The following is a 17,553-nucleotide window of genomic DNA, read 5'->3' on the forward strand; positions in this document are numbered from 1 at the left end:
ATACAATTTAAACTTTCCATCCTATTATTCTAAAATTTGGATATTATCAATCTCATTCCTTATATTTACACCAACTAACAATCAGAAAAACAAAGGTATGGAATCAGAAAACATGCAAAATGAGCAAACGAATCAAACAGGAGCTCCACACTCCTTTCAACATGAAATTCCTAATGCATCGGTCGTATTAATTCTCGGAATCATCGCCCTTATTATTTCATTTTTCAACAGTCTTGTAGGTATCGTTGCCGGCGTTGTCAGCCTCGTAATGGCCCGCAACGCAGAGCGCCTATATAACGAAACACCAAGACTTTACACACTATCCTCTTTTTCTAATATCCGTAGCGGAAAGACCTGTGCCATCATTGGAATCGTCATCGCCGTGTTAAAAATTATTCTTATCGGAATCATCCTCGGATTGCTTGGAGCATTCATCCCGTGGGATCAAATTACACATGGAAGTATCCAATTATAAAAATAGTTTGATTCTACATTTTTTAACATTTTTTAATACAATTTCTAACCGATTTTAGAATTTCATCTTTTACTTTGAAATGCTGTTTATGAAAATAGTTCTTAAAAGAAAGTTTTAAACGAGTTTTAGTTTTTCTTTTTCAAGGACTTAAAAAACAGCTCGCAAATTTGACAGTTGGATTACTAGCCATCAAGTCATACTATAAAAAATAATCAGCCTTGGCGGAAGCGGCATCAGAAAATGAAAGCTGTCTGATGTTTTGAAAAGGATTGTGCTTAAAAAAATAAAAACAGAAAACATTTTCCGATTAGATCTTAATTTATTGAACTAAATACGATTATCATGGAAAAGAACCTTAATGCACCGGAGGTTACCTTTAAGAAAAGCGTAGCCCCGTCTCAGTTCCTTGACGTCAAAACCAGAGAAAACGACTTACTTATGGAAACGGAATGGGATAACTTGGACGAGTACTCTGATTTCGGTGAATTGGAGGATCTGAATCAAATCTACGGAGACATCGACGAGATCTTATAACTGAAGGGGCTTTGGCCCCTTTTTTATTTCCGGCCCCCCTTACTACCTTTGCACAAAACCCGTGCAACCCATTCATGAAAAATACCCTTTTTGTTTTGCTTGGTCCTACCGGTGTAGGAAAAACAGATCTCAGCATTGAAATTGCCAAGCACCTCCACACCGAAATTATCTCCTGCGATTCTCGTCAGCTTTACAGAGAAATCCGAATTGGAACTGCTGTTCCGGAAGAAAAATACTTGCAACAGGTTCCCCATCATATGATTCAAAACCTTTCGGTAGAAGATGAATATAACGCCGGCAAATTCGAATACGATGTGCTGAATTTGCTGGACAAGTTGTTCCAAAACCATCAAACGGTTTTGATGACCGGCGGCTCCATGCTCTATATCGACGCTGTATGCAAAGGAATCGATGACCTACCGACGGTTGATAAGGAACTGCGTCAAAAACTTCTCGACCGGTTCGAAAATGAGGGACTGGAACCTTTACGCACAGAATTGAAAAAGCTCGACCCGGACTATTATGAGCAGGTCGACCTGAAAAATCCCAAACGCATTCTCCATGCACTGGAGATTTATTACATGACCGGAAAACCTTATTCTTCCTTACGGAGAGAAGAAGCCAAAAAACGACATTTCGATATCATCAAGATTGGATTAAACCGCGACCGGACCGAACTGTATGACCAAATCAATCGGCGCGTGGAACTGATGATTGAAGAAGGTTTAGTCGAAGAAGCCCGCGGTGTTTACTACAAGCGCCACCTGAACCCGTTGAATACTGTTGGCTACAAGGAACTCTTTGCCCATTTCGACGGAGATTTCACGCTGGAACATGCCATCGAACGAATCCAGGCCAACTCCAGGAAATATGCACGAAAACAGCTTACCTGGTTTCGGCGTGATAAAAACATTCGCTGGTTTCACCCTGATGAGAAAGAAAAGGTATTACAATATATTGACGAACAACTTTCGCAGAACGAGAAAGCATGAAAGGGGACTTCACCATACGGGTTTATGGATTGATTTTAAAAGGACGAAATGTGCTGCTGACCGACGAATTCCAGTTAGGACAACCAATGACCAAATTTCCGGGTGGCGGACTCGAATATGGTGAAGGAACCATCGATTGCCTGCGGCGAGAGTTCAGGGAAGAAATGCAGCAGGAGATTAAAAACATTCAACACTTTTACACCACCGACTTTTTCCAACAAGCAAAGTTTTTCGAGGAAACTCAACTGATGAGCATCTATTACCGGGCTGACTTTACCAATGAACTTTCAACTGATTTTCCGGTTTCCGGGGAACAAGATTATTCCAACCTGAATACAAACGGCGATATGCATTTCCGGTGGTGTCCCATCGAAAATATCGGGCAACAGCTCAGTTTTCCGGTTGACCAAAAAGTGGGTAACATGTTGCAGCAAATGGACGGGATCCATTAACATAAAAAAGCGGAAACATCGTTATGTGCCTCCGCTCAACTCATTATTTTCCTAAATCCGGTTGTATAATAATCGGAACTAATTATTGGCAGACTTTCGGGGACAAATCAATAATCGTCATCCTCCTCATCTTCCTCATCGTCTTCGTCCGCTACATCTTCAATTTCCTCAACTTCTTCTTCTGTATCCTCCAGACCCTCCATCACGAAATCATCGCGCAATGTTCCGTCGTCATCATAGTCATCATCATTCTCGATGATCTCGTACGCCTCATCACGAGTCATTCGGACCAGGTAGTAAAATTCTTCCGCTTCAAAAGGCAAAGCCGAAACAATCTCTCCCTTCGAATTGGTGTAGGTTACCAGATTGTCTGCAAATCCAAAAGGATACTGGATTTTTATCTGCGTCTGCGTATCGGTGGGAAGTTTATCGTAATCCTTTACAACCCGGGGTTTAGTTATTCTATCCATCTGCAAATCAATTTAGGTCTGAAATAATTCCGTTCGTTTTTTCCAATCTTGACTGCCAAACTGTTTCCGGCAGCATTTACTTCGTTTATATGGTCGAAAAATAGTAATTCAGGACATCTAAAAAACAACTTTGAGAAATTTATGAAAAAAAAATTTCCTAAATCCCGTTTTTGCTTTCAATCATCTGTTCTTCAACATATATCCTTCATGCTATATAACTGTTTTTCTTCCGAAAAATTGCCAAATCTCTTCGCGAACAAAGGGTTTGGGCTTTGGGGTGAAATTCTCTACATTTGTTGATTCTGAAAATAAGCTGAATTAAACATCGAAAAATGAAGCTATCATACACCTGGTTAAAGGATTATATTGACCTGGATTTAACTCCCGGGGAAGTGGCTGAAACCCTGACCCAACTTGGCCTCGAGGTAGGCAGCGTAGATGAGGTAGAAACCGTAAAAGGAGGTTTGAAAGGGATCGTCATTGGTGAAGTGAAAACCTGCGTTCCCCACCCCAATTCCGATCACCTGAGTTTGACTACGGTCGATTTGGGCAACGGAATAGAAAGTCCCATTGTTTGTGGTGCTCCCAATGTGGCGCAGGGACAAAAAGTAGTCGTAGCAACTGTTGGAACTACACTTTATGACGGAGATAAAGAATTTCTGATCAAGAAAGCGAAAATACGGGGCGAAGTTTCGGAAGGGATGATTTGCGCCGAAGACGAAATTGGCCTCGGAACCGACCACGCCGGTATTATGGTATTACCTTCCGAAGCAAAAGTTGGTATGCCCGCCAGTGACTATTTCAATGTAAAAAGTGATTATGTCATTGAAATTGACCTGACCCCGAACCGTATCGATGGTGCTTCACACATCGGTGTCGCCCGCGACCTGGCTGCTTATTTGAAACAAAACGGGAATATCGATTATCACGTTCCTTCGGTAGATCATTTTTCGGTGGACAATCATGACCTGGATATTCCGGTAACCATTGAAAATAAAGAAGCCTGCCCGCGTTATTCCGGAGTAACCATTTCCGGTATTACCGTAAAGGAATCACCCGAATGGCTCCAGAACCGGCTGCGTTTGATTGGACTGAGTCCGATCAATAATATTGTCGATATCACTAATTACGTGCTTTTTGAAACCGGCCAACCACTTCACGCTTTCGATGCAGCTGAAATTGCCGGCAACAAGGTAATCGTAAAAACGCTTCCCGCCGGTACGAAGTTCGTCACCCTTGACGAAGAGGAGCGCGAACTCGATGCCAACGACCTGATGATTTGCAACGAATCGGAAGGAATGTGTATCGGCGGTGTTTTCGGGGGAATCAAATCAGGTGTAAAAGAATCGACCACGGCCATCTTCCTGGAAAGTGCGTATTTCAACCCGGTTTATATCCGGAAAACGGCCCGTCGCCACGGATTGAATACCGATGCGTCGTTCCGCTTTGAACGCGGCGTCGACCCGAACAACGTGATTTATGCACTGAAAAGAGCAGCATTGTTGATCAAAGAACTGGCCGGCGGAACCATCTCATCCGACATTGTCGATGTAGTAGCCGATTCTTCCATTATGGATTATTTCCCGGTAACGGTTTCATATAAACATATCAACCGCCTTATCGGGAAAGAGATTCCGGCCGAAACCGTGAAAAGTATTCTCTCTGCTCTCGAAATAAAAATTGAAGCAGAAACTCCGGATAACCTTGATTTGCTGGTTCCACCATACCGTGTAGATGTACGCCGGGAAGCCGATGTAATTGAGGAAATCTTGCGGGTATACGGTTACAATAATGTAGAGCCCGAAAGTGCCGTAAAATCAACTATCCAGAATGCGGAGTTTCCTGATAAGATGAAACTCCAGAATTTGCTTTCTGAAATGTTGACGGCTAACGGATTTAACGAAATCATGTCGAATTCGCTGACCAAAGCCGGTTACTATGAAGAGCTCGAGAGTTTCAAAGCTGAAAATACCGTTGAGTTATACAATCCGCTGAGTTCCGATTTGAACGGTATGCGCCAAACATTGATTTTTGGAGGCATGGAGGCGGTTGCCCGGAATACCAACTACCGGAATCCGGATTTGAAGCTGTATGAATTCGGTAATGTATACAAGTTCAAAGGAAACAAGTCTACCGACAACCCAGTGAAGAATTTCGCCGAGGAGGAACACATTGGATTGTGGATTACCGGCGAAGATGAACCGGAGAACTGGACCACTCAGAGTCGTCCGACCACATTCTTTACACTGAAAGCTTTCGTGGAAAATATGTTGACACGATTGGGACTGGACGTAATGCAAGTCCAGGTGGATACGGTTGATTCTGATATTTTCTCTTCGGGACTGGAATACAAGTTCAATAATCAATCGGTGGCACAAATCGGTTATGTCAGTTCGAAGGTGAAAAAGACTACGGACGTGGACACTGACGTTTTTTACGGCGACCTGAACTGGACCGCCATATTGAAACTTTTGGACAAGAATGGTGTTTCTTATACTCCGCTTCCCAAATATCCGGAAGTGCGCCGCGATCTGGCTCTTTTGCTCAATAACGATGTAAAATTCAGTAGTGTAAAAGAAATTGCCTACAAAACGGAACGGAAACTCTTACGCAACGTCAGCATTTTCGACGTGTATGAAGGGAAAAACATTCCGGAAGACAAGAAATCATACGCGGTAAGTTTCTTCCTGCGCGACGAGGAGAAAACACTAAAAGATAAGCAGATTGACAAAGTGATGAAGAAGTTGCTGAGCGCGTTCGAACGCGAACTGAATGCTCAGTTACGATAATCATCATTAATAAAATAATTCGGGGCCAATTCGGATGTTCGGATTGGCCCTTTCTTGATTCACAACGCTGATGACGCCCAATACAACCAAAGGTGTTTTGCTGGCCATGACGACAGCCTTCCTGTGGGGATTTCTGGCCATTGCCCTAAAAGTAGCCTCAACCATGGTTGACTCGTACACCATCGTCTGGTTTCGTTTTACCATCGCTTTCCTGGCTTTGTTTTCTTTCTTCCTGTTCCGAAACCGGGAAATGTTGCGGATTCTCATCAAACCGCCATTTATTCTGGTGGTCGCAGCACTCGCGCTTGGATGGAATTACCTCGGATTCATGCAGGGAGTTAGTTACACTTCACCGGGGAATGCACAGGTCATCATTCAGCTCGGACCGGTTTTGCTGGCACTGGCCGGCATCATCATCTACAAAGAGAAACTTTCCAAAAGGCAAATTATCGGTTTCGTAGTTGCCTCGGTAGGTTTTTTACTCTTCTACCGCCAGCAATTGATCACTATGTTAGGCAAAGAAGCTGATTTCAACACGGGCGTACTTTGGATTGTCTCAGGAGCTTTTGCCTGGAGTATTTACGCTGTGTTTCAGAAAAAACTGGTGCAAACCCACGATGCACAAGCAATGAACATGTTCATATATGGCTTACCAGCTCTTCTTTTTATGCCTGCAGCCAAATTTGATCATTTAGCAACCCTCACACCAAGCTGGTGGATTCTTCTGATTTTTCTTGCTGCCAATACGCTAATTGCATACGGAACGCTGGGAGCTGCCTTCAAATACATTGAAGCGAATAAAATCAGCATCATTGTTGCTATGAACCCCATCATCACCTTCATTACCATGGCCATCCTGTCGGAACAACATGTTTCCTGGATTCCGCCGGAAAATATTTCCCCGCAAGGTTATCTGGCTGCTATTCTTGTGCTTACCGGTGCGGTATTGGTGGTGAAGCGAAAGCGTAAGAAAGTTTGATGGCCATTCGTTGAGTTTAGCTGGCTATTTTTTTTTATTTTTTGCCATCCTAAACAAAACGAACTTATGAATCTTAGCTTTACCAAACTGAACCGGGTCATGCTCGTACTCATGACTGCATTCTTATTTTCCTGTCAACACGATGATTCGAAGGTAATGACCGTGACCGGAGAAATTCCGGCTTCACAGATGGGCGTTACGCTTTCGCATGAACACATACTGGTCGATTTTATCTGTGCCGACAGCATCAGCGCCGATCGGTACAATCGTGAAGATGTGGTGAAAAGGGTTCTTCCCTACCTGGAAGCGCTGAAACAATATAATGTAAATACGTTTGTCGACGGAACGCCGCAGTTTCTGGGCCGTGACCCTGAATTGCTAAAAGAGCTGTCGGAAAAAACCGGCATGAATTTCATTACCAATACAGGTTGGTACGCTGCCGGAAATTACAAATACTTACCTCAGGAAGCCTACGATTTGAGTGCGGAAGAAATTGCAGCCCGCTGGATAGATGAGGCCCAAAACGGGATTGGAGATACTGGCATTAAACCCGGATTCATTAAGATAGGTGTGAATGACCCGATGACCGACATGGACGTTAAAATTGTGAAAGCTGCCTGCATCACGCACCTGGCAACCGGATTGACCATCATGTCGCATACGGGACTGGCCGGACCTGCCTTTTCGCAGTTGAAAATTCTGGATGAATACGGAGTTGCGCCGTCAGCTTTTATCTGGACACACGCCATGATTGAGCCGAAAATGGATAAAATCCTCACCGCTGCCGATATGGGAACCTGGGTTGCCTTCGACAATCTTACTCCCGAGTACAAAATGGTCAGCCGGATGCTGGATCTTCTCAAATACTTTAAAGCCGCCAGACGACTCGACCGGGTTCTCATTTCTCAGGATGCAGGTTGGTACTCTCCGGGAGAACCTAATGGAGGCGATTTCAGAGAATACTCCACCATTTTCGATACGTTGATGATATTGCTCGACAGAGGAGGTTATACTATGGATGAAATTAACCAAATCCTGGTGACCAATCCGGAAAACGCTTTTACCATCCGCGTACGCAAACTGCAGAAACAGGCTGACAAAACTTCGGATTAACATTTCCGGTCACTTCCTGTTCCTATTTTTGTAACTTCGTTATTGAATAAAAAAAGGAGCAGTTATGACGGATATTCGGGTTACCAAAGGAGATATCACACAACTGAAGGTTGATACAATTGTGAACGCAGCCAATAACTCATTGCTGGGTGGCGGCGGTGTTGACGGCGCCATTCACCGGGCTGCCGGCTCCGAACTGCTGGACGAATGCCGTACCCTAAACGGATGTGCAACCGGCGATGCGAAAATCACGAAAGGTTATCGTTTACCGGCGAAGCATGTGATTCATACGGTTGGTCCGGTTTGGTCAGGAGGTGCTTACAAGGAACGCGAACTGTTGGCATCGTGCTACCGACGCAGCCTGGAAATTGCGGTCGAACATAAACTAAAATCCATCGCCTTTCCCAACATCAGTACGGGCGTATATCATTTCCCAAAAGAAGAGGCTGCCCGCATCGCTGTGGCGGAAGTGAAACAGTTTGTAGAAAATTCGCCATTACCTGAGGAAATCATTTTTTGCTGCTTCGACGACGAGAACTATTTGCTTTACCAGGAAGCTCTACGTTGATCAGTACGATCAATTTTTTCTCTTTTTGTTATTTTCGTCACCATGAAAATTACCATGAAACCGGTCACCAGCCCTGACTCCATCGAATTAGTCGCCCGGCTGGCCGAAGAAATCTGGAACGAGCATTACGTGCCCATCATCGGGCAGGAACAAGTCGATTACATGATTGGGAAGTACCAGTCGGTTCCGGCAATTACCAACCAGATTGACAACGAAGACTACATCTATTTCCTCATATATGCCGAAGAAAAAGCGGTAGGATACGTCGGAATACTAATCAGGGACGAGGAACTGTTCCTGAGCAAATATTACGTACACAGTTCGCAGCGTGGGAAAGGATATGGAAAAGAAGCGCTGGAATTCATACGTCTGTATGGCGTCGATCGAGGATTGAAAGGTATTTCCCTTACTGTGAATAAATTCAACTCGAACAGCATTGCTGCCTACGAAAGAATGGGATTTCTCAACCTTGGGCCGACCGTCGCCGATATTGGCAACGGCTTCATCATGGATGACTACAAAATGCGCCTTCCGCTGGATTAATTCCGGGAAACCGGCTTAAGTAAACAATTCGGCCAGGCTACCGTAATAGTCTTCTTCCCAACCACTTTTCATGTTATCGAAAGCTTCGTCGGGAATGTTGGTCTGATGAACCTCCATGCTGGTTCCATGCTTGTCGGGATGCAGTTTAATGGTGACGACCGAATCTTCATCCTCACCGAAATACCACTTCTGAACAATTTTTTTATCCTGTTCGAACTCTACATTCTCGCCCGAAATAGCTCCATCCCAAATGCTGAACTGCGAGCCCGGTTCGGTACTCATCACCGCCGGTTCTCCCGTCCAGATTTCCAGCATAACCGGGTTGACCAACGCATTATACACATCGGCTGGCGATGCTTTCAGCTTAAAATATTTCTTGAACTCTTTCATCGAATTTTCTTTTTTTTTCGGGATTATTCGGTCCAAAAATACGGAGAATATCCGGTGTGCGTCATTTACCAGGCTCAATATAAAGCAAACTTTCTATTTTTGTCCATCGATTAATAAGAGAGTAACGATATTATGATAACGAAAGTACGAGATTACGCCAACCTGGTTAAATTCGAACATACCATTTTTGCCTTACCATTTGCACTTGTCGGTTTCACACTGGCTATTACCCAAACAGCATCTGTTTTTCGCTGGGAAGAATTGATTTCGGTTCTGCTTTGTATGGTTTTTGCCCGGAACACGGCCATGGGTTTCAACCGGTATCTCGACCGTGAAATTGATGCGGAAAATCCTCGCACAGCCCAGCGCGAAATTCCTGCCGGTATTGTTACCGCTCGCAATGCTGCTGTTTTTGTGGCCATCAACGCGATTTTATTCATCGCCACGACGTGGTTCATTAATCAGCTGGTCTTTTTCCTTTCGCCAATTGCTTTGATTGTCGTGATGGGCTACAGCTACATGAAGCGCGTCACTCCGCTTTGCCATTTTGTGTTGAGCGCCGGACTGGCTTTGGCGCCGATCGGAGCGTATCTGGCGGTAACCGGGAAGTTTGCGCTGGTTCCCATCCTGTTTTCGTTCATTGTCTTTTTCTGGGTTAGCGGATTCGATATCATTTATGCTTCGCAGGATGTGGAGTTCGACCGAAACAAAGGACTGAACAGTGTTCCGGTTTTACTGGGCGTGAAGAAAGCACTGCGTTTTTCGGCACTCGTGCACGTGCTGGCAGCCATTATGGTTGTCTGGGCCGGCATAGATTTACACGCCAACTGGATATACTGGACAGGTGCAGCCATTTTCATCGGCTTGCTTACTTACCAGCAAAGCATCGTGAAACATGACGACCTGAGCAAAGTGGGGCTGGCATTTGGTACCACCAACGGTGTCGCCAGTGTGATTTTCGCTGTCTTCGTGATTACCTCACTTTACATCTAAACTCCGAAGGTTTCGGAACTACTAAAATTGGTATGTAAATCCAATGGTGAAGAGTTCCTGGAACTGCCACTTAGCCCTCTTGCCAATTTGGTTTCCGGCAGCATCATACACAGGGAATTTGGTATCATCGTCGTAGATCAGGTGCGTCATAACCCGGGTATTAATTGAACGCGTCACTTTCATGACCAGCGTTTGTTCCCAGTCGAAATCGAATTTGGTGAACGGATAGCGGTAGTTGACAAACATCTGACCGGCTGTTTCGTAGTGAATGTTTTCGACGATGTCCTTCTTGAACGTTGTTTTAACAATGAAACCGGGTTCCCATAATTTCTTTTCTCCGGGTTTCAATCCATAGTTTGTTGGATCAATTTCCGTTGTATCCCGAACATACGTGGTTTTCGATGTCAAGGGCGAGATAAACAGCGAGAAATCGGCGTTCGGCTTGTAATCCAATCCAATTGAAAAAGTCACATAACCCGGAGCCATAAAGGCAGAAATAGGCTTCTGATGATCGGGATCGGAATACCCTTTGGTCATCTGGGTCTTAAAGTCAAAATCTGCCGAATAATACCACCGGTTAAACGCCGAGTATCCCAAACGGGATTGGTATTCGATTTTATCATCATTCTTCTGTAGCCCTTTGGTATCGGTCCGGTTCATCCCGTAACGAAGCTCAAAGTTGTTCTCCCATTTCATTTTCTTCTTCGAATAATTGATATGGTATTTGGCCACAGCCAGGGCGGACAGCGAACTCTCACCTCCCTTGGCCCAGTTTTTCAACGTCGTTTGTGTGAATCCCAGCGAACCGTCGCCCCCCATTTCCCAGGGTGATAGTTTGGGAGTGATGGTAGGCATCGTCAACAAATTGTCATCGGGCTGTTCCCGCTTGATGGTTATTTCCCGACGGTCGGTAGTTGTAAAACGTTGGATCTGGACTCCATCATCAATAATGACGTCCACTTTCCCCTTGCCCCGGTTTTTCAAGATAACGCCCAGTGAATCGTTCTGAGCATTTTTCAGGTAAAACCGAATCGGCGGCATCGGGTGGTTGGCAGTCCACATCGACTTTTGCTCTCCTGCCAGATTGGTAAAGCTCAATTTCACCGAATCGGCAGCAGCATATTGTGTAAGAAAACGCAATGCCATTCGAAGTGAATCATTCGTAGCAGCTACTGCTCCGTCATTGTAGTATGATAATTTATCGTAGTTGCTTTGCTCCACTTTCTTCCGGTAGGCCTGAGCTGCCGAATCGATATACTGTTGTATATATTTCGAACGATACTGGGCGATGACTGAATCGCGGTAGCTGGTTAAAACTGAATCGTTGTAGCGCAACCGGCATGATTCGACCACACTGCTACGAATAGAATCGAAAGCCGCCGGCGAAATCGAATCGGTTACTCCGAGATTGGTAAAATGCCGGGTAAGACAGCGCTTAAAGGCTGCCGGCATTTGCTTCAGCGAGTCACTCAGCAATCGTTGTGGATCCATCGCAGGAATGAGCCGTACCTCTTTCTCGACATTTTCCAGCAGCGATTCCGGGACTTCAATCATGCTGTTCTTCAAGCTATCGGTCCATTGCTTTTGCAACGATTTCACCTGGTTATCGAGCTGAGTAGATGTTACATACCCGGACACTCTTTCCGGGTGAGGAATATCCTGAGGTCTCCGATCGTAAATGTACACCACGCCGTAATCGGCCAGCAGCTTTTTCATTTCCACCACCGACGTATCGATGGGCTGATTTTCGGCGTAGTTTAATACACCTTTGATGGCTTTCTGATATGTACGATCGGTTAGATACCACTCCCCTCCCGAGTACATGATCCGGTTCAAATAATTCACACTCCACTTTAATGTATCCATCGGATTTTCCGGCTGATCACGACGTTGATCTTTTTTCACAGAAGCAGAACCTTCTGTTTTGGCCCATACAGGACCGGCCAACATCGTAACGAATGCCAGCAATAAGACCGGAAATATTTTTGACATAATTACGTCCCCTGGTTTGGTTTGACACAAAAATAACGATTCAGGACAGATTTATAAAAAGATTTAAAATCATTCCTCCCAACTTTATGTATATCCATTTTCGTGCCATTTTATTCCGGAAACCAAAGAAAATCTTCATCTCAATTATCATTTCGAAATATTATATACAAAAAACCTCCCGGGAATAAGCTATCGGAATGACAACTCATCCGCCGGAAGGCGTTCGAAACATATGAAGGTATTCTATTTTATGCAGTTTTCCGGTAACGCATCACGGCCAGCGAGAACATAACGACGCCATATCCCAGCATGGAAAGAAACTCGTACTTCAGGTCGAAAAATCCGGAGCCTTTCAGCACCACATTCCGAATCACTTTCATCATGTAATACAACGGATTCAGATGGTCGAGCAACTGAGCCCACTTCGGCATACTTTCAACCGGTGTGAACAAGCCGCTCATCAGGATAAAAATCAGCAAGAAAAAATAGCTCAGGAAGAAAACCTGCTGCTGCGTATCGGAAACAACCGAGATGAACAGCCCAAGCCCCATGACACCCAACAGGAAGACTGTTGTAAATCCGTAAAGGACCAGCAGATTTCCATGAAAAGGCAGGTTAAATACCAGCTTGGCTATCAGCAGTCCAAATGACAATACTACCAGTGCAATCACCAGGAAAGGAATCATCTTGGCTGCAATAAACTGGTACTTTTTAATGGGCGTTACATTGAGCTGCTCCATGGTGCCAATCTCCTTTTCCCGAACCAGGTTAACCGCCGAGAGGAACATTCCCACCACAGTCACCAAAATCACCATAACACCCGGAGCCATGTAAAATGCATAAATGAGCGTCGGATTGTACCAGTATCGTGGAGAAACCACAATTTGTTGTGGTGGATCGAATTTGGAAACTCCCATCCAGCTCGCCCTGAGATTGTTGTTGTAATCCCTGATCAGAGAATTCATGTACGACCAGGTCAACTCGGCGGACATACTATTGATGGCATCGACGCGTAACTGCAGCGATACTTTGTTATCCCGTCTCAAATCCCGCTCAAAATTCTGAGGAATGTCGAGCACAACATTTGCCTTGCCTTTTAATAATTGATCATCCGCATCGAAATCTGCATCGTTTACCTGGATTACCTTGAAAAACGGATTTCCTTCGAGCTTATTCACCAGCTGACGCGATGCATCACTCATATCCTGATCGACCACCAAAACATCCGACTTTTTCAATTCCAGCGTAGCTGCATTTACCAGGATAAGCATCTGCACAATGGGCATCACAAAAATGATGGGCCACATCGATTTGTTTCGAATAATCTGGATGAATTCTTTTTGAAGAAGATATCGTAGTATTTTCATTTCTCGTTCTGTTTAAATTCGTTCTTCTACTCCAAACGCAGTTTGAACTTCTTCATACTGATGACCAGGAAAACGGCTGTCATTCCTGTCATTATCAGCAGTTGCTTCCAGATATAGCCGGCTCCAACCCCTTTAAGCATCACAGCCTTTACCGCTTCAATAAACCAACGGGCCGGCATAATATTCGACAGCACCTGCAGCACCACCGGCATATTATCGATTGGGTAAATAAAACCCGACAACAACATGGTGGGCAGCATTAGCGCCATGATGGAAACGAACATGGCCGAAAACTGGCTGGCCGCAATGGTCGAGATTAAAATGCCCAGCGAGAGTGCCAGCATGATATACAGGATGACCACAAACATCAACAGTATCAGGCTCCCCCTGACAGGAACACCGAAAACCAGGTTCCCCAGCACCACAATCGTTATAGCGTTAATGACTGAAAGAATCAGGTACGGCGTGACTTTTCCAATAATGATGTGATGTGATTTCAATGGCGAAACCAATAGTATCTCCATCGTTCCCATCTCCTTCTCCCGCACAATGGTAATCGACGTCATCATCGCAGAGATGATAATGAGAATCAATGCCATCGTTCCGGGAACGTACATAAATGCGCCTTTCAAACTTTCGTTGAAGAGCATCCGGACCTGGGGCTTTATCTCGTAAGGAATATGGTAGTTGATAAATTTCTTCTGCAGGTAATCCTGTACAATGGCATTGGTATAATTCGAAAGTAACTGTGCCGTATTGGGATCCGATGCGTCGGCTATTACCTGCACATCCGCCTTTCCGTCTCGTTCCAGTTTCTTACCGAAATCCTGTTGAAAAACCACCACTTCCTTGATGTTCCCCTTGCGGAAGATATTGTCAATCTGGCCGTCGTTGTCCAGCATGGCATCGAGCTTGAAGTAGCCCGACGACAATAATTTATGCGTGATTTCCCGGGTCACTTCATCGTTCGATTTATCCAGAATGGCAATGTGGGCATCCTTGATTTCGGTGGTAATGACGTAACCGAATAACAGGAGCTGCACAATCGGGATACCGAACAGGATGATCATCGTTCGCGGATCACGAAAGATGTGGCGAAACTCTTTTCGTATAAAACCAAGTAATTGTTTCATCTCTTTTTCTATCTATCGAAATTCATGAATGACCGACTACTCATTTGAGCGGGCCAGTTTCAGGAATACGCCGTCCATGCTGGTGGCATCCCATTCTTTTTTCAGTGCTTCAGGCGTATCGAGTGCGACAATTTTACCAGCCGACATGATGGCTACCCGGTCGCAATATTCTGCCTCGTCCATATAGTGGGTTGTCACAAATACAGTGATTCCCTCGTGGGCTGCCTCGTAGATCAAGTCCCAAAAACGACGGCGGGTTACCGGGTCAACGCCTCCTGACGGCTCGTCGAGAAAAACGATGGACGGGTCGTGAATGATGGCCAACGAAAAAGCCAGTTTTTGTTTCCATCCCAGCGGTAAATCGCGAACCAGTTTTTTGCGTGCCGAGGTGAGCTCCAGCTTTTCCAGCAACTCTTCCGTTTTTTCTCTCCGGATACGGGTTGGAATGCCGTAAATGCCGGCAAACAACCGGATGTTTTCATGCACCGTTAAATCTTCGTACAGCGAAAACTTTTGCGACATGTAACCGATACGGCGTTTGATCGCCTCCCGCTGTTTGAATCCATCCAGACCTGCAACCGTCAACTCTCCCGATGTAGGTTCCAGCAGTCCGCACAACATCCTGATGGCTGTGGTTTTTCCAGCTCCGTTGGCCCCCAGAAAACCGAAAATCTCGCCTTTATAGACATCGAAACTCAGATGATCATCGGCCACAAAATGTCCGAATTTCTTCACCAAATCGCGTACCCGGATGACTGTATTTTCTTTTTCCATATCAGCTATCATGTTTTTGCATCAGGTCCATAAATACATCCTCGATGCCCGGTTCCGTTTCTTTCACTTCCACGTTAGTGTGGCCCAATCCGGTCAGATAATTCATCATCTCTTCCGCCTGCATTTCCTGATTCTTCCATGTAACATGCAGGTATTCTCCAAACCCGAAAACGGATTCAGCTTCCGGATGCTCACGCAGATGATGGATGCACAGGTACATGTTATCCGATCGAATGGCCCACAGCTTGTGAGCAAAGCTTTGTGTCACTTTTTCCGGTGTATCGATGGTCAGAATATTTCCGTCCTGGATAAGGGCTACCCGGTCACAAAGATTGGCTTCATCCATGTAAGGTGTCGAAACAAAAATGGTGATTCCCATTTTCTGCAACCGCTTCAGCATTTCCCAGAACTCCTTCCGGGAAACTGCATCCACTCCGGTGGTTGGCTCATCGAGTATCAGCACTTTCGGGGCGTGAATCAGTGCACACGAAAGTGCCAGTTTCTGCTTCATTCCGCCTGACAATCTTCCGGCCAACCGCTCCTTGAAAGGTTCTATCTGTTGATAAATGTCCTTCACCAAATCGTAATTCTCCTCGATGGTTGTCCCGAAAACCGTGGCAAAAAAGTTCATGTTCTCCTCAACGGACAGGTCTGGATAAAGCGAAAAACGTCCCGGCATGTAACCAAGTTGCTTTCTCAGTTTCCTGAAATCGTCCACCACATCGAGTTGATTCACGGTTGCACTTCCGGCATCGGGTTTGAGCAAAGTGACCAATATCCTTATCAGCGAAGTTTTTCCGGCACCGTCGGGGCCAATCAGGCCAAACAGCTCTCCTTCCTTCACGTCAAGTGATACACCACGCAACGCTTTTACCTCACCGTATTTTTTTTCGATATTTTCGACTGATATCATCATCTCTTCAGTCTTTTAAGATTCGTAACTTCCGGAAATCCCCTCAGCAAATGCTGCCTTTACAGGGGGAAATCGGTTTGTTCCAACTTCCCCTCTTCATGGCTATTTTTGAGAATATAATAAAGGCCCGCAGGCTCGTAGAAACTTCCGGTTTTACTCGTTAATATCAGTTTTTATGATTGAAGCGAACTTCTCCCGGCATACCGATTTTCAGGCTGCCGTCGTTCGGAACTTTCACTTTCACGGCATAAACCAACTTCACCCGTTCTTCTTTGGTCTGAATGATTTTCGGTGTAAACTCAGCCTGCGATGAAATCCAGGTAATGGTACCGGTCAATTTGGTATCGGTTGTCTTCGAATTGTCAATAAGCACCGTCACCTTCTCACCCAGTTTTACGTGTGCCAACTGAGCGCCACTGATATAAATCTTGAGATTCAGGTAGGACAAATCGGCAATTTTAAAGAGCGATTGTCCCGGCGTTACCAACTCACCCATCTCTTTGTATTTCTCCAGTACAGTACCTGAAATGGGTGCTGTGATGTCGCATTTCCCCAACTGGTCTTCGATTTGTGCGACCTGTGCATTTACCACATCAATCTCCTTTTTCAGGGAAACTTCCTGGGTGCGGATGTTGGCAATTTGCCTGTTAAATACATCAATCTGTCCCGTGATGTCATCCATCTGCTTCTGTGTTGCAGCACTATCGGCCAGCATTTTGGTAATACGATGTTTATCAACTTCAGCATTCGCTTTTTGCTGCTTAACGACCGCTATTTGTGTTTGCACGCTGGTCATCTTCGAGCGGATGGAAGCTTTCTGTGCTTCGAGTTGTTCCTTTTTTAGGTAAAGCTGGGTGGTATCTACCAGGCCAACCTGTTCTGAGGCTTTCAGTTGATCACCTTCGCTCAGATTAAACTGAAGCAAATTTCCAGTCACCTGGGATGAGACAATTACATCGTCGACTTCAAAGTTGCCGTAAGCATCCGAGAGTTTATCGTTCCGGTTACAGCTCATCAGCAGAACGCCCGCTGCGAAGGCAAAAAGATATTTTAGTTTCGTTATGCGTTTCATGACG

The 17,553-nt window shown here is 45.1% G+C and carries 18 protein-coding genes; 10 read left to right on the forward strand and 8 right to left on the reverse strand.

Annotated elements, in window-relative coordinates:
• Positions 1–97 precede the first annotated feature (97 nt).
• The 4 genes from CLV93_RS00310 to CLV93_RS00325 all read left to right on the forward strand — a co-directional run bounded on the left by CLV93_RS00310 (position 98) and on the right by CLV93_RS00325 (position 2,453).
• Positions 98–475 (forward strand): CCC motif membrane protein, encoded by a 378-nt coding sequence (locus CLV93_RS00310; protein ID WP_146141921.1) that lies wholly within the window; start codon positions 98–100, stop codon positions 473–475.
• A 342-nt stretch (positions 476–817) separates the two neighbouring features.
• Positions 818–1,009, forward strand: a complete 192-nt coding sequence (locus CLV93_RS00315) for a hypothetical protein (protein WP_106540182.1) — start codon at positions 818–820, stop codon at positions 1,007–1,009.
• Between the two features lie 74 nt (positions 1,010–1,083).
• Positions 1,084–2,001, forward strand: coding sequence for a tRNA (adenosine(37)-N6)-dimethylallyltransferase MiaA (miaA, locus tag CLV93_RS00320; protein WP_106540183.1), 918 nt, complete (start codon positions 1,084–1,086; stop codon positions 1,999–2,001).
• A complete protein-coding gene (locus CLV93_RS00325) occupies positions 1,998–2,453 on the forward strand; it encodes an NUDIX domain-containing protein (RefSeq protein ID WP_106540184.1) in 456 nt (151 codons plus the stop codon). The genes miaA and CLV93_RS00325 overlap by 4 nt, the downstream gene beginning before the upstream one ends.
• A 107-nt stretch (positions 2,454–2,560) precedes the next feature.
• Here the strand turns inward: CLV93_RS00325 and CLV93_RS00330 are convergent, their stop codons facing one another.
• Positions 2,561–2,923: a hypothetical protein gene (locus tag CLV93_RS00330; RefSeq protein WP_106540185.1), complete on the reverse strand. Its 363-nt coding sequence runs from the start codon at positions 2,921–2,923 to the stop codon at positions 2,561–2,563.
• Between the two features lie 332 nt (positions 2,924–3,255).
• Here CLV93_RS00330 and pheT point away from each other — a divergent pair, with 332 nt between their 5' ends.
• The 5 genes from pheT to CLV93_RS00355 all read left to right on the forward strand — a co-directional run bounded on the left by pheT (position 3,256) and on the right by CLV93_RS00355 (position 8,915).
• Positions 3,256–5,712, forward strand: a complete 2,457-nt coding sequence (gene pheT, locus CLV93_RS00335) for a phenylalanine--tRNA ligase subunit beta (protein ID WP_106540186.1) — start codon at positions 3,256–3,258, stop codon at positions 5,710–5,712.
• A 70-nt stretch (positions 5,713–5,782) separates the two neighbouring features.
• Positions 5,783–6,691 (forward strand): DMT family transporter, encoded by a 909-nt coding sequence (locus tag CLV93_RS00340; protein WP_106540187.1) that lies wholly within the window; start codon positions 5,783–5,785, stop codon positions 6,689–6,691.
• Between the two features lie 66 nt (positions 6,692–6,757).
• Complete coding sequence (locus CLV93_RS00345; RefSeq protein WP_211297710.1) at positions 6,758–7,804, forward strand: phosphotriesterase family protein; 1,047 nt, start codon at positions 6,758–6,760, stop codon at positions 7,802–7,804.
• A gap of 64 nt (positions 7,805–7,868) precedes the next feature.
• On the forward strand, positions 7,869–8,372 hold the full coding sequence (locus tag CLV93_RS00350; protein WP_106540188.1) for an O-acetyl-ADP-ribose deacetylase: 504 nt from the start codon (positions 7,869–7,871) through the stop codon (positions 8,370–8,372).
• A 42-nt stretch (positions 8,373–8,414) separates the two neighbouring features.
• Complete coding sequence (locus tag CLV93_RS00355) at positions 8,415–8,915, forward strand: GNAT family N-acetyltransferase (protein ID WP_106540189.1); 501 nt, start codon at positions 8,415–8,417, stop codon at positions 8,913–8,915.
• A gap of 15 nt (positions 8,916–8,930) precedes the next feature.
• Here CLV93_RS00355 and CLV93_RS00360 read toward each other — a convergent pair whose 3' ends face one another.
• Positions 8,931–9,305 (reverse strand): SRPBCC domain-containing protein, encoded by a 375-nt coding sequence (locus CLV93_RS00360; protein ID WP_106540788.1) that lies wholly within the window; start codon positions 9,303–9,305, stop codon positions 8,931–8,933.
• A 132-nt stretch (positions 9,306–9,437) separates the two neighbouring features.
• Between CLV93_RS00360 and CLV93_RS00365 the strand changes: the two genes are divergently transcribed.
• Positions 9,438–10,298, forward strand: coding sequence for a UbiA-like polyprenyltransferase (locus CLV93_RS00365; RefSeq protein WP_106540190.1), 861 nt, complete (start codon positions 9,438–9,440; stop codon positions 10,296–10,298).
• A gap of 21 nt (positions 10,299–10,319) precedes the next feature.
• Here the strand turns inward: CLV93_RS00365 and CLV93_RS00370 are convergent, their stop codons facing one another.
• From CLV93_RS00370 to CLV93_RS00395, 6 genes are all read right to left on the reverse strand, one after another.
• Entirely contained in the window at positions 10,320–12,290 is a 1,971-nt protein-coding gene (locus tag CLV93_RS00370) for a DUF3078 domain-containing protein (RefSeq protein ID WP_106540191.1), read from the reverse strand.
• 248 nt (positions 12,291–12,538) lie between these two features.
• Positions 12,539–13,657 (reverse strand): ABC transporter permease, encoded by a 1,119-nt coding sequence (locus tag CLV93_RS00375; protein WP_106540192.1) that lies wholly within the window; start codon positions 13,655–13,657, stop codon positions 12,539–12,541.
• 26 nt (positions 13,658–13,683) lie between these two features.
• A complete protein-coding gene (locus CLV93_RS00380) occupies positions 13,684–14,790 on the reverse strand; it encodes an ABC transporter permease (protein ID WP_106540193.1) in 1,107 nt (368 codons plus the stop codon).
• Positions 14,791–14,826: 36 nt separating this feature from the next.
• Positions 14,827–15,564: an ABC transporter ATP-binding protein gene (locus CLV93_RS00385; protein WP_106540194.1), complete on the reverse strand. Its 738-nt coding sequence runs from the start codon at positions 15,562–15,564 to the stop codon at positions 14,827–14,829.
• A gap of 1 nt (position 15,565) precedes the next feature.
• Positions 15,566–16,480 carry an ABC transporter ATP-binding protein gene (locus CLV93_RS00390; RefSeq protein ID WP_106540195.1) on the reverse strand — a complete coding sequence of 305 codons (915 nt, stop codon included), beginning with the start codon at positions 16,478–16,480 and terminating at the stop codon, positions 15,566–15,568.
• Between the two features lie 163 nt (positions 16,481–16,643).
• A complete protein-coding gene (locus tag CLV93_RS00395; RefSeq protein ID WP_106540196.1) occupies positions 16,644–17,549 on the reverse strand; it encodes an HlyD family secretion protein in 906 nt (301 codons plus the stop codon).
• Between the last annotated feature and the right edge of the window lie 4 nt (positions 17,550–17,553).

The sequence above is a fragment of the Prolixibacter denitrificans genome (assembly GCF_003014495.1).
Classification (GTDB): Bacteria; Bacteroidota; Bacteroidia; order Bacteroidales; family Prolixibacteraceae; genus Prolixibacter; species Prolixibacter denitrificans.

Coding starts and splice junctions, on each gene's coding strand:
- CLV93_RS00370 (WP_106540191.1), bottom strand. CDS start 12,290: ATGTCAAAAATATTTCCGGTCTTATTGCTGGCATTCGTTACGATGTTG.
- CLV93_RS00340 (WP_106540187.1), top strand. CDS start 5,783: ATGACGCCCAATACAACCAAAGGTGTTTTGCTGGCCATGACGACAGCC.
- CLV93_RS00385 (WP_106540194.1), bottom strand. CDS start 15,564: ATGGAAAAAGAAAATACAGTCATCCGGGTACGCGATTTGGTGAAGAAA.
- CLV93_RS00325 (WP_106540184.1), top strand. CDS start 1,998: ATGAAAGGGGACTTCACCATACGGGTTTATGGATTGATTTTAAAAGGA.
- CLV93_RS00395 (WP_106540196.1), bottom strand. CDS start 17,549: ATGAAACGCATAACGAAACTAAAATATCTTTTTGCCTTCGCAGCGGGC.
- miaA (WP_106540183.1), top strand. CDS start 1,084: ATGAAAAATACCCTTTTTGTTTTGCTTGGTCCTACCGGTGTAGGAAAA.
- CLV93_RS00390 (WP_106540195.1), bottom strand. CDS start 16,480: ATGATGATATCAGTCGAAAATATCGAAAAAAAATACGGTGAGGTAAAA.
- CLV93_RS00315 (WP_106540182.1), top strand. CDS start 818: ATGGAAAAGAACCTTAATGCACCGGAGGTTACCTTTAAGAAAAGCGTA.
- CLV93_RS00310 (WP_146141921.1), top strand. CDS start 98: ATGGAATCAGAAAACATGCAAAATGAGCAAACGAATCAAACAGGAGCT.
- CLV93_RS00330 (WP_106540185.1), bottom strand. CDS start 2,923: ATGGATAGAATAACTAAACCCCGGGTTGTAAAGGATTACGATAAACTT.
- CLV93_RS00355 (WP_106540189.1), top strand. CDS start 8,415: ATGAAAATTACCATGAAACCGGTCACCAGCCCTGACTCCATCGAATTA.
- pheT (WP_106540186.1), top strand. CDS start 3,256: ATGAAGCTATCATACACCTGGTTAAAGGATTATATTGACCTGGATTTA.
- CLV93_RS00380 (WP_106540193.1), bottom strand. CDS start 14,790: ATGAAACAATTACTTGGTTTTATACGAAAAGAGTTTCGCCACATCTTT.
- CLV93_RS00375 (WP_106540192.1), bottom strand. CDS start 13,657: ATGAAAATACTACGATATCTTCTTCAAAAAGAATTCATCCAGATTATT.
- CLV93_RS00365 (WP_106540190.1), top strand. CDS start 9,438: ATGATAACGAAAGTACGAGATTACGCCAACCTGGTTAAATTCGAACAT.
- CLV93_RS00345 (WP_211297710.1), top strand. CDS start 6,758: ATGAATCTTAGCTTTACCAAACTGAACCGGGTCATGCTCGTACTCATG.
- CLV93_RS00350 (WP_106540188.1), top strand. CDS start 7,869: ATGACGGATATTCGGGTTACCAAAGGAGATATCACACAACTGAAGGTT.
- CLV93_RS00360 (WP_106540788.1), bottom strand. CDS start 9,305: ATGAAAGAGTTCAAGAAATATTTTAAGCTGAAAGCATCGCCAGCCGAT.